The organism is Mesorhizobium sp. WSM4307 (assembly GCF_007003945.1).
Lineage (GTDB): Bacteria > Pseudomonadota > Alphaproteobacteria > Rhizobiales > Rhizobiaceae > Mesorhizobium.
In genome coordinates this window covers 145511-159297 of sequence record NZ_VFTB01000003.1, presented here as the reverse complement: position 1 = coordinate 159297, position 13787 = coordinate 145511, and the positions used below count along the sequence as shown (strand labels likewise).

11 protein-coding genes are annotated in these 13787 nt (G+C 64.0%); 3 read left to right on the top strand and 8 right to left on the bottom strand.

Annotated elements, in window-relative coordinates:
• Positions 1-11: 11 nt before the first annotated feature.
• Positions 12-1634: an FAD-binding oxidoreductase gene (locus FJV83_RS07800; protein ID WP_142877547.1), complete on the bottom strand. Its 1623-nt coding sequence runs from the start codon at positions 1632-1634 to the stop codon at positions 12-14.
• Between the two features lie 204 nt (positions 1635-1838).
• Complete coding sequence (locus tag FJV83_RS07795; RefSeq protein ID WP_027047290.1) at positions 1839-2081, bottom strand: DUF1344 domain-containing protein; 243 nt, start codon at positions 2079-2081, stop codon at positions 1839-1841.
• 441 nt (positions 2082-2522) lie between these two features.
• On the opposite strand from FJV83_RS07795, the gene FJV83_RS07790 reads away from it, so the two are divergent.
• Complete coding sequence (locus FJV83_RS07790; protein ID WP_095773718.1) at positions 2523-3014, top strand: DUF2314 domain-containing protein; 492 nt, start codon at positions 2523-2525, stop codon at positions 3012-3014.
• 6 nt (positions 3015-3020) lie between these two features.
• On the opposite strand, the gene FJV83_RS07785 is transcribed toward FJV83_RS07790, so the two are convergent.
• Both FJV83_RS07785 and FJV83_RS07780 read right to left on the bottom strand, forming a co-directional pair.
• A complete protein-coding gene (locus FJV83_RS07785) occupies positions 3021-3971 on the bottom strand; it encodes a DUF3137 domain-containing protein (RefSeq protein ID WP_185973388.1) in 951 nt (316 codons plus the stop codon).
• A 204-nt stretch (positions 3972-4175) separates the two neighbouring features.
• Positions 4176-5234: a CapA family protein gene (locus FJV83_RS07780; protein ID WP_142886042.1), complete on the bottom strand. Its 1059-nt coding sequence runs from the start codon at positions 5232-5234 to the stop codon at positions 4176-4178.
• Positions 5235-5394: 160 nt separating this feature from the next.
• Between FJV83_RS07780 and FJV83_RS07775 the strand changes: the two genes are divergently transcribed.
• Positions 5395-6651, top strand: coding sequence for a hypothetical protein (locus FJV83_RS07775; RefSeq protein ID WP_142886043.1), 1257 nt, complete (start codon positions 5395-5397; stop codon positions 6649-6651).
• 114 nt (positions 6652-6765) lie between these two features.
• Here FJV83_RS07775 and FJV83_RS07770 read toward each other — a convergent pair whose 3' ends face one another.
• From FJV83_RS07770 to FJV83_RS07755, 4 genes are read right to left on the bottom strand one after another with little or no spacing between them, the layout of a single operon-like run.
• Positions 6766-7056, bottom strand: a complete 291-nt coding sequence (locus FJV83_RS07770) for a hypothetical protein (RefSeq protein WP_095789083.1) — start codon at positions 7054-7056, stop codon at positions 6766-6768.
• 33 nt (positions 7057-7089) lie between these two features.
• Positions 7090-8025: a hypothetical protein gene (locus FJV83_RS07765; RefSeq protein ID WP_142886044.1), complete on the bottom strand. Its 936-nt coding sequence runs from the start codon at positions 8023-8025 to the stop codon at positions 7090-7092.
• On the bottom strand, positions 8025-10733 hold the full coding sequence (locus FJV83_RS07760; protein WP_142877552.1) for a hypothetical protein: 2709 nt from the start codon (positions 10731-10733) through the stop codon (positions 8025-8027). The genes FJV83_RS07765 and FJV83_RS07760 overlap by 1 nt, the downstream gene beginning before the upstream one ends.
• Before the next feature lie 25 nt (positions 10734-10758).
• Positions 10759-11628, bottom strand: coding sequence for a protein-L-isoaspartate O-methyltransferase (locus tag FJV83_RS07755; protein WP_095792815.1), 870 nt, complete (start codon positions 11626-11628; stop codon positions 10759-10761).
• 518 nt (positions 11629-12146) lie between these two features.
• Here FJV83_RS07755 and FJV83_RS07750 point away from each other — a divergent pair.
• Positions 12147-13772 (top strand): tlde1 domain-containing protein, encoded by a 1626-nt coding sequence (locus tag FJV83_RS07750; RefSeq protein ID WP_095792814.1) that lies wholly within the window; start codon positions 12147-12149, stop codon positions 13770-13772.
• Positions 13773-13787 lie beyond the last annotated feature (15 nt).

Below are 13787 nucleotides of genomic sequence, written 5' to 3'. Positions count from 1 at the left end.
TATTCTCCTGCTTATGCAACCCCGCTCAGCGCCTTGATGCCACGGTAGAAGGTCGAGGAAAACAGTTCCGTAGGGTCATAGTGCCGTTTCGCCGCCACGAAGGCAGGCAGCTCGGGATAGCAGGCCTGCAATTCCTTGGCCGTGTAGTGCAGCTGGTAGGGCAGGAAGAAGCGCCCGCCATGCTTGATCGTCACGTCGATCAGCGCCCGCGTCAGCGCTCGCATCTTGGCATTGCCGTCGGCATCGGTCGGCTGGTTGATGTAGAGCACCAGCGAATAGGCCGGCTCCGGCGCGTAGGTCAGCGCCACATCCTCCTTGTGGACGATGCGCACCGAGGCGTTGAGCACCGGCAGGGACTGATGGCGCAGGATCTCGCGCGCTTCGGTGATGAACGGATTATACGCAGCCCGTGGAATAAAATATTCGTGCAGTATGTCGGTTTCGTCGGTCAGATCGTTGAACAGATACGGCACCGAATCATGCATCGGGTTGTTGCGGGTGACGAGGCACGCCTCGCCTTGCGCCATGGCTGCCGTGCGCGCCACCGTGCAGCTCTCGAATTTCGGCTCCAGCGTCTTCTCGGTGAACCACTTCAGCTCCTGGAACAGGCTGCCCCATTTCGCCAGGTTGATGATCACCCGCTTCAGTCCGACCGAGCCCGGCTCGCCGATATCGGGCTGGTCGGCCGGCGGCTCTTCGGCCACCTTGTCGTAGCGATAGACGATCATGTCCTCGAGGAAATTGCCCGGCGCCGTCGACAGATGGCCGTAGAACAGGCCGATATCCTTGTTCGGCTCCAGCACCTCGGCGAAGAACTTTGGGAAATCGTCCGATTTGATGATTTCGCGCGAGGTGCGGTAGACGGCGTTGTCGACGATATCGAGCGTTGCCTCCACCACCACGCCGAACAGGCCGTAGCCGCCGACGACATGGCGGAACAGCTCGCTGTTCTGCGTGGCAGAGCAGGTGGTCACCGACCCATCTGCCAGCATCACCCGCATCGAGCGGATCGAGCCGGCAACCGAACCGGCCTGATGGTCCATGCCATGCGCGTTGACCGACAGCGAGCCGCCGACGGAGAAGATGTCGGTGGACTGCATTGCCTTCACCGCGAAGCGCGGATGCAGCATGTTCTGGATGTCGTGCCAGCGCGCGCCCGGCTGCAGCGTCATGGTCCTGGCCGCCGCGTCGACGCTGACCTTGTTGAATTTCTTGAGGTCGAGCACCAGCGCATTGTCGTCGAAGGCATGGCCGCCCATCGAATGGCGGATGGCGGCCAGCGACACTTTCAACCCGTTGGCGCGGGCGAAGGCCAACGCCCTGGCGATATGGTCCTCCTCGCTGACCTCGACCACGCCATAGACCGGCGTCCGCGACAGGCCGCTGGCATCGTTCATGTCGCCGCCCTTGGCCGACCAGGGTAGCGAAGGCTCAAAGGCTGGCGGACTGGCAATCGGTTTCAGCGGCAGGGCAATGCCATCGATGTCGGCGATGCGTCCGGCATTCTTCGGCCCTGAAGGCCCGCGCGCCAGCCGCGCCATTGTGGTTCCGCCCCACAGCACCGCGCCGCCGACGACAGCCGCACCGAGCACCAGCCGGCGCGATAGGCGAAACCCCTTCTGTTCGTCAGCCATGCAGATCCCCCGTTGGCCAAGGGATAGCGCGGCTCTTCGGCGAAAACCATAGGGGCCGCTACCGGGGCAGCGTTCCGCCACCTCAGTGGCCTGGCATGAGTGAACAGGAGCATGAAAATGGCCGATCCCCGAAGGAACCGGCCAACATTGGAGCAGGGTCTGAAAAGTACGGTCAGCAGGTCTGCCGACGCATGACGCTCGCGGCTACGAAGCCTTCTTGATCGACGTCACCATGCCGGTCTTGTCATCGACGGTTACCGCCACCTTGGCGCCGACCTTGAGTTTGCCGATCTTCGCTTCCGGCGACAGCTGATAGATCTTGCCGTCGTCGAGTGTAATCGACTTGGTCGTCGGATCGACCGCCTGGATGGTGCCCTGAACGGACGCGGCATAGGCCGTACCGAGGAAGGCGAGCAGAGCGGCGGTGGTTGCGAGGGTCTTCTTCATCGATAGCACTCCGTGCTGTTTCACTTTTCCGGGCTGCCGCCTTGCGCAACGACAGCACCGAACGAGCCGACACTGGGCCTGAAAGCCTGCTGGCCGCAAATCACGTTGAGTGACTTTTCGCAAAGGAAATCATAGGCTTAATTCTGACACATTGCTTGCGGCTGACGCAGTTTCCTGCCTTATCGTTTGCTTCGACGCGCGCCGTTCGTCCACGAAAAGAATCGTTTAGGCCATTGCAGCGGGCGCCTCGCGGCCATCACGCAGCCGCCATAATCCGCCCCGGATTGCATCACGAAACAGCCTGCTGATCTTCGGTTGATACAAGTTTTGTTGCATGGATCAGCTCAACCGCGATCTCAAAAAGGCGGATGAAACTCGCGCTGTGGTTGCAAATCCGAAATGAATGCGCGATGATTTCAACCGTCGCGACCGGGGGACACGATGAAACTTGCAGTCCGGACCATGATATCCCTGATGCTGGCGTTTGCGCCGGGATTGGCCGGCGCACAAGGCCTGGATCCGGGCGACAAAACGGTCATCGTTACTCCCGACGATCCCGATATGGCTCTGGCTACCGCGAAGGCGCGCAGCAGACTGGATGAATTCCTGGCCTTGTCCGAGGCTCCTCCCCCTGGGACAGACACGTTCAAACTGAAGGTTAAGGTGCGGGATGGACACGTCACCGAACATTTCTGGGTCATCCCGTTCAGCCGCATCGGGGCCGGATTTGTCGGCATCCTGGCAAATCAGCCGGAGGGGGTGCACAATGTCGTCCTCGGCCAGGCCATAGAATTCACCAGGGACGACATTTCCGACTGGGGATACAGAAGCGGTGGACGGCAGGTTGGCAGCTTCACCGTCTGCGTGATGTTCAAGAGAATGTCCAAAGAAGAAGCAGACGCCACGCGCGAACAATATGGCTTCGACTGCTGACGGCGATCAACCCATCTCGTCCTTCGCGCCGATCTTTCGCACCAGCGCCGCCGTCGCCAGCATGGCGCCCATGTCGGAGATCATCGGCGCCACATGCCTGGTGTAGTCGAGCGGCACCGAAATGTCGGGCAACTCGAAGAAATTCTTGGCCTGCGGCAGCAGCAGGAACCCATCGCCGCCGTTGAGCGCGACGCGGGCCGGATCGTCCGGCCAGGTTTCGCCGAGCCATTTCAGCGCCTGCGCCAGCCGGCCGGTCACCAGCGGCCGCGCCGCCTCGACATTGTCGGTGCGGAATTCGTAGGCCGCGTCGAGCAATGGTTCGCCCGATGACAGCTCCTGCAGCTTGGAGCCGAACAGGCCGCGGAAGAAGCCGACGACCGCATTGGTCCGCCGCGTTGCCACCAGGATCCCTGGGAACGGCTCGATGGCTTCGAAAGCGACGATGACACCCTTGAACGCCGTCGATGAGCCCTTGCCGGTGCCTTCGCGCAGTTCGGCCTCGTAGAGTTCGAAAGGAAACCCTTCGTAGCGGCCGGACACGACATCGTCGAAGGCTTGCCGGTTGAAGGGCCCGACCGCCTCGCGCGGCAGCCGGTCGAACGAGTTCGGCCTGCCGCCATGCTGGTAACGGATGTCGCGGATGAAGCCGAAGATGATCGGCAACAGCGTGTCGCGGAACGATTGCTGCAGCCGCGTCGCCGGCTTCATGGCCTGGAAATACAGCAGGATCGAAGCGGCAAAGCCGATGCAATAGAGGAACACATGCGGCGTCGAGAACCATTGCTCGTTGGGGTCGGCAACCTTGTTGAACAGCCAGGCGATCGCCGCCACGGCCACCAGCACCAGCCCGACGAACAGCGGCACTCGCCAGCGCACCTGCCGCACCGCCGAGGCCCGCGCCGCCTCATAGGCCTCGATGTTCTTCCGGATGCCGGCGATGACAGTCTCATCAGGCATGAAATCCGCTGCTTCCACCACCACCCCCCGCAAGCCTGACTACGATCATGATAGCTGGTTTTGCAGGAGCGGCGCCAGACGGATGAAGCGGTGATCCCTTCTCCCCTTGTGGGAGAAGGTGGCCGAGCGAAGCTCGGTCGGATGAGGGGTGTTCCAGCTTGACGCCGACGGCGCTTCGTCACCCACCCCTCGACCGTCTCGGCGCTAACGCGCCGATCCACCTTCTCCCACAAGGGGAGAAGGAAAGATCGCGCCCAACCGCCTCTCGACCCTTTCCCTCATCGCGCCCTCCAACCCCTCCACCGGCACGAGCTGCTCATGGCCCCTGCCCCGCAGCCGCACGAACGGATGCATCCGGTAGGCCGCAATCGCACCGCGCGTCTCGACATCCGCACTGACATCCACAACGAAAATCCCACCAATGCGCCCCGGCCATGGCTGTCGCGCCAGGGCGGTGCCGAGGAAATCGCCGAGCCCATAGGCGACGACGGTCTCGCCGATCAGCTCCACCGGCTGCACCACATGCGCGTGATGGCCGGCGATCAGGCCGACGCCCTGCCCGGCAAGGCGCCTGGCCAATGCACGAGTCCCGGCGCGCGGAAAGTGCCGGAACTCCCAGTCCCAATGCGGCACGGCGCAAAGAAGATCGAACCCGCGCGGCCAGCCGGCCGGATCACTGCCCATCGACACACGCCCTGCAAACAGGCTCTCATCTGCATTGCGCCACAGCGTGAAGGCCGCGAAGCCGACATTCAGCAGCCCGACTTTGACCGCCTGCACCGGGCCATCGGCGGCAAGGCCTATGCTGCGGATACCGAGCCGCTTCAGCGCCGCCACCGTCTCGTCGAAACCGGCGACGCCCTGGTCGAGCGCATGGTTGTTGGCCAGCGACAGCACCAGCTTTTCGCGCGCAAGACCGGCCGCGGCGAGCGCCTCGGCCAGAAACCGCTCGCTCATCGCATGGTGCGTGCCGAGCCTTGTGCCCAGCACCGCGCTCGGCCTGTCCACGACAGGGCTTTCGCAATTGCCGATCACCAGATCGGCGGTGCCAAGCAGCGCCTTGATCGCCGGATCGAAATCCGGCGTGCTGCCGTTGGCCACGGCCGAGATGTCGCCGATGAAGGCAAGCCGCACCGTCCGCCTTGGCGGCGGCTCCATCAACATCCCCGCCATCGGCGCAAACCCATTGCCGTCGCCGCCAAGCGACGGCTTAAGGAAACGCGGCAGCCAGGACAGTTTGTAGGAAAGCGGATAGTTCGACACGCAATGCCCAATCGTTTGCCTTGTTTAGACTGTCCCATGGGCGGGTTGAAGCCGTCGTCAATCAACGATGTGGACAGCGCATCGGCACTGACGGGCGCGACACCGCAAATAGCCGCAAATCTGTGTATGGTCGTCGGCGGCAAATGCTTGGGAGGGAAAGATGACACGAATAGCAAGCCTGATGGCATCCGCATTCATTCTGCTTGTGCCGCTGTCTTCGGCGCACGCCGCCGTGCCCGAAGGGGCAACCGCGCTTTTCGAGGCTAAGACCGTGGCCGCGCGCGACAGCGCCCTGTCGACGCTGGAGGCGGCCGCACCGAAAGATCCGGCATCGGCCTATGCCGCAGGCGCCGGTGAGTTCTTCACCGCACTTGAACTGCTCGCCAGCGGCCTGCACCGCCACGGCTTCGAAAGCCCGCAATCCTTCATGCTGCCCCTGATGCAGCTGCCGGTGCCCTCCAATCCCAATCCCGAGCCGCTGACCTACGAAGAGTTCCGCGCCATATTGGCGGCCTTCCGCGACAGGTTGGCAAAATCCGCCGCGACCCTGGGCTCGGTGCCGGCCGATGCCGATATCGGCATGGTCATCGACCTCACCCATGTCGGCATCGACCTCAACGAGGACGGCACGATCGCGCCGGACGAAAGCATGGCGGCTATCATGGCCGCGCTGTCGCACGGTGGCCTTTCGCAGGGCGATACCGCACCGGCGCTGACCTTCCGCTTCGACCGCGCCGACGGCTATTGGCTGCAGGGCTATGCCGAATTCCTGATGGCGCAGGCCGATTTCTGGCTGGCGCATGATTTCAGAACCACTTTCGATGGCTCCTTCCACATGCTGTTCCCGCGCGCCAAGCTGCCCTTGCAGGATATTCTCGTGCCGCCGCCCAGCGAGGTGGGCTCGAGCATGTTCGCCTCGGAATGGCGCATCGCCGATTTCATCTCGATGGTGCACATGATCAACTGGCCGGTGGTCGAACCGGAGCGCCGCAAGGCGGCCCGCCAGGAATTGCTCGAAATGATCCGGCTGTCGCGCGAGGATTGGAAGGCGATCCGCGCCGAGACCGACAATGACCGCGAATGGCTGCCCGGGTCACAGCAGAAGGGCGAGAACCCGCTGACCGGCCTCGAAGTCGGCGAGGAGCAGGTCCAGGCGTGGCTCGCCACCTTGACCATGGCCGAGGACCTGCTCGAGGGCCGCGCGCTGCTGCCGCATTTCCGCATCGCCGGCAAGGGCATCAACATGAAGCGCTTCTTCGACGAGCCGAAGCCCTTCGACCTGGTGCTGTCGATTACCGGCCCTGGAATCGCGCCTTATCTCGAAAGCGGCAGGATCCTGACCACCGAGGATTTCGACCAGATCCAGCGCGAATTTGGCGGCGGCGGGTTTTTGACGTTCGCGCTGTGGTTCAACTGAGCGGCCTATCAGAAGCTGGATCCCTGCCCTCGCTGGGCGCGGGAGAAGTATCCAGCATCCACGGCGCCAGCAGTTCCGGGAAAATCGTGAAACGGTTTTCCCGCAGAAATTGTGTCAAACAAAGAGTTGGAAAAGCCATCGCTGAAGCCGCAGCAGCCCGGCCATGGCGGCGGCTATCAGCGCGTTCGATATCACACCGATGACGGCGGTCGTCCAGGCGATTTCGCCGGATTGGCCAAGGACAACGAATGGAAATCCAGCGGCGATGACGACAATCGCCGCGCACAATCCAAGCCAGGCCACGCCCGGCCTTTTAACCAGCCGGCTGAGAAAATAGGCGATCCCGACCAGCAGGATCCTGAGCGGGTCCAACAGCTGGGCGATGACGATGGCGGTCAGAAGCATGAACGGGGACTTGGACTGGAGTACCAAAAAGCCTTAGCGCGGAAACCCGTGCAGCCGGCCAAGCAGCCACTGCAGCGGATTGCCGACGAAGGCGCGGGTGACGAACGTGTCATGGGCGGCATCGGAGGCGAGCAAGGCGATGGTTCCGGCTTCGAGCCGACGCGGCGGATCGGTGCTGGCGTCGATGCCCTGGCCCGCCAGCAACTGCCTGATCTCGGCATTGCCGGAGGCCGAGGACTTGCCATAGGCGCTGACGAAGAAACTCTTCCGGTGCTGCGTGATCCAGCTGGCGAAGATGTCCGCCTCGTCGAAGACGGCGTCGAGCAGGACGACGCCGAGCAGGCGTCCACCGATGTCGCCGTTCCTGAGAATGGAAGCGGCCGGATTGTAGCCGCCGCTATAGGCCACCAGCACCACCGGCATGGCGTCGAACTTTGCCGCCTTGGCGCCGGTCAGCCTGGCCATGCCTTGCGCAGCCTCGGCGATGAATTTGGTAAAATAGCCCGGCGTCCAGAAATTGCCGGCGCTGGAATCCTGCGCATTGCTGGCGAATTGCGGCGCCACCAGCACGGCGTTGAGGCCGGACGCCTCGACCTGCGTGACGACACGCTGGCGGCCGACGACATCGCGCTGCAAGGTGGCGCCATTGCCGTGGAAGAACACCACGATGACCGCCGGCCTAGCCGGATCGAACCCTTTCGGCACCGCCAGCAGCGTCGAGCGGTCGGAATAGGTCTCGTCTTCCCAATAGATGCCGCCGCGTGGCGAGGTGTGGCCGCGCCTTCCATCCGCCGCCGTGACGTCGAGAAACGGTGCCGAGCCGTCGGGCAGCTTGCCACGGTAGGGAAAGGGCGATGCCTTGAACGGCACTACGGTGGATATGGCCTTGCGCAAGCGCGCCCCCTGGCTCACCGCCGGAAACATCGCCGTGGCCAGCAATCCGGCAACGATGGCGCGGCGGTCCGGCATCAGGCCGCCACCAGCCGCACGGACGGCGCTTTCGACGGCAACAGTACGGCAAAGAAGGCCGGGATGGCGATGAGATAGGCGATCGCCGCCCATTGCAGGACGGCGCTTAAGCCAAAGCTGGTGGCGACGATCGGCACGGCGGCCGAGCCGATGACCGAGAAACAGCCATTGATGCCCCAGGCCCAGACGAAAAGATGCTCCTTGCCGAGCCGCGCCAGCCAGGTCATGGCGGTGGCCATCGGCATGCCCATCAGGAAGGCCGGCGGCGACACCAAAAGGAAGCAGAGCAGCAGGCGCACCGCATAGGGATAGGCGCCGATCCGGTCGAGCACCGGCGACAGATAGAAGCCATAGGCGAGCAGCAGCCCGCAGACCGCCAGCAGCACGATCGGCAGCAGCGTCCTGGCGCGGTCGAAGATGCGCTCGGCAAACAGGCTGCCGAGCCCGGAAAACACCAGCATCGAGGAGATCAGCACCGAGGCCGACACGGTCGGGTTGGCGAGCGCCACCGTAAAGCGGCTGATCAGCCCGACCTCGACCATGATGTAGCCGAGGCCGAGACAGGCGAAATAGAGGATGGTGCCGAGCTTGCCGCGCGAGCGCGAGAACACGATGCGCCAGCCGAAGATGACCGGCAGCAGCACCAGTGATGCCGCCGTGATGCAGGCGATGCCGAGCGTCGCCCAGATCAAGAGATAGCCCCAATCGTCCTGGAACAGGTCGAGCCGGTCGAGCGTGCGCGGCAGGTCGGCGACCTTCACATAGGCGGCGAAATAGGGCTGGTCGTTGCTCAGCGCCCGGGTGTCGAAGACGTAGTCGCCGGCAAGTTTTTCCCAGCCGCCGGTCAAAAGCGCGTGCCAGCTCATGCGCTGCAGTTCCGTCGCCGGCAGCACTTGCGGGCCGGCATCGCCGCCGGCCCCCGCACAGGCGTCGAGCGTCGGATCGGCCGGCGCCGTCGGGTCGCAATCGGGATTTGCCGGCGCGGTCGGGTCGGCAGGCGCGGTCGCGCCGGCGGCCGGCTGCTGCGTCAGTGTCGCGTCCTGTCCGCTGCCGAAGATCGAGGCGCGATAATCGTCGAGCACCTTTTGTGCGCCCGAACCGTCATAGGTCATTCCTGGATAGTAGACCTCCTCCCAGGACATCGACTTGGTGTAGTCGCGCAGCGTCTTGATTTCGGCCTCGGTAAAGCCGCCGCGCTTGAACAGCACGGTCGTGGTCGAGAGGTAACTCGAGACCGCGAAGATGTCGTTGGCGGCGCCCTGGCTGTCGAAGGTCCTCGCCGCCTCGGCGACGGTCGAATAGAGCTTCAGAACCGATTTCGGCGGCTCTTCCTTGTTCCACAAGGTGATCGACAGCACGCCGCCATCGGCCAGCGCGTGCATGTAGCTAAGCATCGCTTCGCGCGTGTAGGCGTATTTTTCCGAGATGGCGAAGCCGCCGGGATTGGACAGGCCGACACTGTCGGCGAGGCTGAGGTCGATAACGTCGTAGCGCTCCGTCGTGTTGGCCAGGAACAGCCGCCCATCATAGTCGATGACCTTGAGCCGCGGCTCGGCCAGGATGTCGCCGGTGACATCCTTCAGCACAGGGTCGCGGAACGCCCGCAATGTCATCGGATTGCTCTCGGCGACGGTCACCGAGGTCGAATCGGCATTGAGCGCCGCCTGCGTAGAGATGCCGCCGCCGAACTGCACGACGAAGGTTTTGGGCTTATCCTTGATGACATAGGGATAGTGCATCGGCAGATAGCGGAAATAGACCTGCTCGGCCGGCGCCAGGTTGCGCATGATACCTTCAGGCCCGTCGCCGTCGCGATACATGCCGACATAGGTGTTGGCCGGCACTTCAGGCATGCCGAAGGCGGCATTGTCGCTCAGGCCCGGCGCGAAATGCATGTAGGAGCTGGCATAGACCTGCAGATCGCCGAAGGGCGAGACGCTGCGGTAGATGCGCTTGCCGTCCGGAAAATTGCGGGCATAGGCGACGCCCTTGTATTGCGATACGGCTATGTCGGGTATGCCGAGCAGGCTGGGCAGCATGAGATAGCCTGATATCGACAGCGCCGCGACCACGACGCCGGCGACGACGCTCTTCCAGGCGCCGAAAGCAACAAACCACAGCAGCGAACCGGCGGCCCACAAAAGCAGCGGCACGACGATGATGGTTTCCGGCGCGAACAGATAGAGCGAGACCAGCACGGCGAGGCCGGCAAGCCCCGAACCGGTGAGGTCGGCGAAATAGACGCGGCCGAAGGCCATGCGGCTTTTCAGGAAGACGATGCCGAGGAAGAACGCGCCGGCCAGGAACGGCAGGAGATAGAGCAGGAAATTGGCGAGCAGCCGCCATTTCTGCGCCGGATCGGACACCAGGAAGATGGCGTTGAACGGTACCGTCTGGGCAACCAGGTTGGAGCCGACGGCGAGCGGGCCGATGAGCAGCAGGGCCGCAGTGGCGGCCCCTTGCCAATGGCGGTCGAACCAGCCCTTGCCGGCGAAGATGACGACGCTGGACAGCGAAAAGCCGAGCATGGCGAGGCTGACCACCAGCGAGCCGAAATGCGACCAGCTGCCGACCGCGAACACCCGCATGACGGCGATCTGCAGGGCGATGATGGCGCCGGCGACCAGCCCGACCGCGAGGTAGTGCGCCGGCCGTGGCGCCTCCAGGGAAGGGATGCTCAGGCGGGAATTCGATGCAACGGCTGCCATTCAGGTCCCTTGATGCCGCAAATGCTCAGCCGTTGTGCGTGCCGACGATCTGGTCGCCCTCGAGCTTCGTGAACGGCACGAATGGCACCACCTTGCCATTGTAGATGTCCGAGCGGACGATGTTGAACGTGCCGTCGGCGAGCTGCTGCTTGGTCACCTTGAGCACGTGCTGCGCGCCCGGCGGGCCGACCGGAATGACCATCACGCCGTTGGGCTTCAGCTGCTGCAGCAGCGACGGCGGGATGTGGTCGATGCCGCAGGTGACGATGATCTTGTCGAACGGGCCGACGCTTTCCCAGCCATAATAGCCGTCGGCATTGCGGCTGGTGACCGAACCGAACTCACTGTAGCCGCGCTCGACCAGCCCGTCATAGGTGCGCCGCGTGCGCTGCGCCAGCGGATTGATGATCTCGATCGTGTGCACCTTGTCGGTGAGGTTGGCGAGATAGGCCGACTGGTAGCCCGAGCCGGTGCCGATCTCGAGCACGGCCTCGCCGAATTGCACGTCGATCGACGTCGTCATCCGCCCGACGAGGTGCGGACCCGAAATCGTCACGCCATAGCCGATGTCGAGGAAGGCATGGTCATAGGCGCGCCCCACATTCTGCGGCAGCACGAATTCCTCACGCGGTGTCAAAAGGAAGGCGCGCTTGTTGCGGTCGTCCAGCACGTCCTTGTTGTAGACCATGATCTGGAAGCGATCGAATCGCTGCGCCAAAAGCTTCGGATCCTCGCCGCGATTGGCCACCATCCAGTCAATGAACGATTTCTTGTCGTTGATCGGCACTTCGGCGTTGCGGTCGTAGGGCACGGGCACGTTGGCCCTGACCGCGGCCGGAAGAATGGAGAACGCCGCCGCACCCGCCGACAGCGTCAAGAAATCTCGACGCTTCATGGAAAAAGCCTCCAAAAGTGGCCTTTGCCACCCCAAAACCAAGCACTTCAACCCGATTGCACCGCCTCCCAAAACGAGTCAATGGGCGTCGGGGGACGACCGTGCGGGCCGAAAAAATGTGGCAAGCGGGCAACAGTTTCGCCGATGCCATCGGCTTTTTCAGGGCCGTGTAACGGCACGCCGCATTGCCGCAGGGCCCGCCGGAGCGACCTTGCCTTATATTAGCAATGGCTGTTTTGCTTGACTCGGTCGCCAAAAACAGGCAGCAAACCTGCATCGGAAGGGCTGAAATACCGCGTGCATGATCGTGGACGAGCCTTTTTTGGCACAAAGTCCACGTCTCTCGGTTGGTTTTGAGAGGGATTGGTTAACCAACTTTGTCCATATTTTGAAGCAATCGGCAATCAACGACAGGCGCGGCAAACGCGTCGGGGACCACCCTGGGATCACTCGCAGAATGGTCGTCGCGGCTGACAAGGCCACGTACGGGGAAAACCGATTGGAGCGAGATTGGTTGCATGGCGTTGTCGAGTAAACACAAAATAATCCGGGACCAGCGCGAGGGCGGCGAGTTCGTCGATGCGCAGCGCACCCCTTCCTTCAATCCGAAACGGATCGTCCGCTGGGTCGCGGTCCCCGGTGCCAGCGCCGCCGTCGGCCTCTGGCTGATCGGCACCATGGCCGGCCTCAGCTCCGTCGGTGCGTCGCTGTCGGCGACATCGAGCGGCCTGCCTCAGACGCTGGCCATGCCGGGCTCGCTGGCGATGGCCGATCCGCTGAAACAGCATTTCCTGAGGTCTTCGGCGCCGTTCGTGCTGGCCAATGCCCATGGCGGCAGCCAGGCCTTGCATGACCATGCCGTGCAATGCGGCGCCACCTGCTTCAAGCTGGCCCGTGTGAGCCCGCTGGGTGAGAAATCCGCGCGCCTCGCGGCCCACGCAAGGCCGGAACAGCCAATCTTGAAGTCGAAGGCGCAGGAACGCTTCGACCGCATGGAGGCGTCGCTGTCGCCGACCAAGCTCGCCGCCGCCTTTGCCGGCGCCGGCAAGCCCGTCGCCACGGCCGACGCCCGCCCGGTGATTTCCACGGCCGCGCCGCAGATTACCGAGGCCTCGCTGGTTCCGTCGGTCCAGGTGATGGCCAGCCTGTCGAGCGACATGCCGGCTCCGGTGGCGGAACGCTTTGCCCGTGCCGATACCGGCGCCGTCGTCCAGACCGCGCCGGCGCCGATGGGCCTCGCCCAGTCGCAGGCGCCTGACAACACGCAGCTGGCGCTGGCCCTCGTCCAGTCGCTGCCCGTCGAGGACGAAGCATTTGCCTCTCCGCTGCCGATGACCGAATCTTCTGCCGATGTCGCGGTTGCGCCTGCCGAGACCCAGCCGCAACAGCCCGGCGACGCTGCCTCGCTGCCGGATGCGCTGACCGACGACGTGCCGCTGCCGACCCGCCGCCCGCAATATGACGCGCCGCGGCAGCCAAGGGCCGTGGTGGATCAGGATGAGCCGGCGCCGCAGCCCAAGATTGCTCAGCCCAAGATCGCGCAGCAAAAGCCGGCGCCGGAGGCAAAGCCGGTCCAGCAGGCCCAGCCCGCAAGGCCGGCCCGGGCCGGCCGCGACGGCGGCGATGTGCTGGCCTATGCCAAGCCGGACACGCCTTCGGGCGGCCTTGGCCAGGCGTTCAGGAACCTCTTCAACGGACCGAGCGGCGGAAGTGGAGCCGGCCACGGCGTCGCGGTCTATGACATCAGCGCCAAGACCGTCTACATGCCGGACGGCCAGCGGCTCGAGGCCCATTCCGGCCTCGGCGCCATGGTCGACCAGCCGCGCTATGTCCATGTGAAGGATCGTGGCCCGACGCCCCCCAACACCTACAATCTGTCGCTGCGTGAATCGCGCTTCCATGGCGTCGAGGCATTGCGCCTGACTCCGGTCGGCGGTGGCAACAAATACAACCGCAACGGCCTGCTCGCCCACACCTACATGCTGCGCGGCGGCCGCGCCGAGTCCAACGGCTGCGTGGTCTTCAGGGACTATTCCCGCTTCCTCGCCGCCTTCAAGAAAGGCAAGGTCACACGCCTCGTCGTGGTGCCGCGCCTCAACGGATCGCCGACCCAGGTCGCGACGGACAACGCCCGCGGCGCCTGACCGCGGGCGGATGCC